This is a genomic window from Ruminobacter amylophilus (genome assembly GCF_900115655.1).
GTDB classification, from domain to species: domain Bacteria; phylum Pseudomonadota; class Gammaproteobacteria; order Enterobacterales; family Succinivibrionaceae; genus Ruminobacter; species Ruminobacter amylophilus.
Window position 1 is genome coordinate 1 of sequence record NZ_FOXF01000092.1, and the last position, 2,394, is coordinate 2,394.

2 protein-coding genes are annotated in these 2,394 nt (G+C 40.8%); both read left to right on the plus strand.

The window, feature by feature from the left end; translation table 11 throughout:
- Nucleotides 1-234 precede the first annotated feature (234 nt).
- Nucleotides 235-1,467 carry an IS21 family transposase gene (gene istA, locus BMY80_RS11825; protein ID WP_245730197.1) on the plus strand — a complete coding sequence of 411 codons (1,233 nt, stop codon included), beginning with the start codon at nt 235-237 and terminating at the stop codon, nt 1,465-1,467.
- Nucleotides 1,467-2,237, plus strand: a complete 771-nt coding sequence (gene istB / locus BMY80_RS11830) for an IS21-like element helper ATPase IstB (protein ID WP_031579084.1) — start codon at nt 1,467-1,469, stop codon at nt 2,235-2,237. The genes istA and istB overlap by 1 nt, the downstream gene beginning before the upstream one ends.
- The last annotated feature ends 157 nt before the right edge of the window (nt 2,238-2,394 follow it).

Consider the following 2,394-nt stretch of genomic DNA (forward strand, 5'->3'; position numbering starts at 1 on the left):
GATATCAGGAAATTTACCTCCAGTTGCTTCTCGCTGGTTGATCCATTCATACATAGTATGAACAGCTGGGTATCCTAATTGCCTAACGGTTGGTATGTTACGCGAGTAAATATTTGACCCCCTAAAACGAGTAAAAAGTTGCCACACCTAAAAATGATAGGAGCAACAATGAAAGTTTCAAAAAAACATACGAGAATTAAGCATCGATTAACTATAAAAGGATGTTCAGAAAAAGTGCTTGATTCAATTTCTCAGCAACAAATTCGTGAACTTCATGAACAGGGACTGCCAATAAAACGCATAGCGGCGAAACTTTATATATCCAGACAGACTGTCCGTAAGTACATGAATATCAGTAATGCAAATACCCAAAGATCTCATGAGAGCTTCAATAGCTGGCTTAGAAAAAATGAGAGTACAGTGAAGTCTTTATTCATGCGTTTTGAGGGGCACTGCGTACCGATGCAACGCAAAGTACAGAAACTCTACAAAGGAAGTACAAATCTCAGGTCACTGCAGCAGTTCTGCAAGAAATACAGGCAAGAGCTTAAGAAAGCAGGTTCTTCAACGCCTGTACGTTATGAAACTCAGCCAGGAGATCAGCTTCAGATAGACTTCGGGGAAAAAGACGTGGTTATAGGCGGAGTAAAAATTAGGATCCATTTCTTTGTATGTGTACTTGGTTATTCAAGGCGAATGTATGTGAAGGCATTTACCTCAGAGAATACGGAAGCCTGGCTGAACGGAATAGAAAGTGCATTCAGGCACTTCGGAGGAGTACCATTGTCAGTGGTATCCGATAATACCAAATGCCTAGTAACGAGTCATACAGGAAAAAATCTGGTATTAAATGAAAGATACATGGCGTTCTGTCGTTATTGGAAAATCAGACCGGTCGTATGTACACCGTATCTTCCCCGTTCAAAAGGTAAATGCGAACGCATGGTACGATACTTCAAGGAAAATGCCTTGTCCGGCAAAGATTTCGATTCACTTGAGAGTCTACAGAACTGGATAAACCTGTGGCTCGTTCGATATTCGGATATCAGAGAACTGTCTCTTCCTCATACAACAGGAGCAAAGCTTCCCATAGAACGGTTCATTGAAGAGGAAAAATCAGAACTGAGACCTTTTGAAAAGACGATGTTTACAAACATTAGGGAAGAAAAGAGGAAGGTAGATAAGTGTGGTCTTATCCGCATCGAGAACAGATTGTACAAGCTACCTGAGCAGTACTCAAACCAAAGCGTATTTGTTCAGATAACAGACACGGATATCATCATCCACGAAGCTGACAACAAAGTCATCAGAATGGATAAGACCACTTCTGTTTATACAACCAAACCACAGGAAAAATCAACCCCTGTATCAGAAAACAGCGTAAGTTCTGATTTTGAGTTGTGGGGAAAAAATGCTCTTGCAAGGCCTCTTGAGACATATGAATCAGCAATCGGAGGTACATGGTAATGAACAGCTGTACGGACGATATCCTTAAGGCCATGGCAGACAGACTTAATCTGACCTATCTGCGAGATCACATTGAAGAGATTATAAGTGAAACATCCATCTGCAAAATGAACTCTAGAGAGATACTGCAGTTCGTGTTTAAAAAGGAAATCGAACGGCGTGAAGAAAACAGGATACGCTTAGGAATAATGTCGGCTCATTTTCCCCGCAGATGCACTCTTAACTCATTTGATTTTGATGTGCAGCCCAGTATTGATATGGCAATAATCAGAGAATTAAAAACTCTCAGTTGGGTTGAAAGTGGCTCCAACATATTGTTTCTCGGTCCTCCCGGTGTCGGAAAAACGCATTTGGCCATTGGCTTCGGAATGACGGCCATTGAAAATGGATACTCGGTTCTGTTCAGGACTGCGGAAGCTTTAATCAAGGAACTGCTTGAAGCTCAGGCTCAGTGTAAACTTGAGCAGAAACTTCAAAAACTGTCCAAAGTTAAGGTTCTGATAATAGATGAATTTGGTTATTTCCCGGTTACAGTTGAGGGAGCACATCTACTCTTTCAGCTAGTCAACAGAAGATACGAATCAAGAAGTACAATTGTTACTAGCAACCGACCTGTTCGAGACTGGGGGCTTATTCTTGGTGATTCAACCGCTGCTACCGCTATTTTGGACCGGCTGCTGCATCACAGCTGTGTACTCACCATTAACGGTGACAGCTATAGACTTATGTCAGCAAGAAAAGAAAAATTACTGGAAGAAAACGATAAATAGGTATAATCTCATGGTGTCAACTTTTACTCGTTTTTAGTGTCAACAAATTTACTCGTTTAACATTGGTACAACTTTTTTTAGTTTGTCATAAAGCTCTAAAGCTGTTTTAATTTGTTGTATTGTATATGCCATAGATCACCTCATTGGGTGTCCAGGA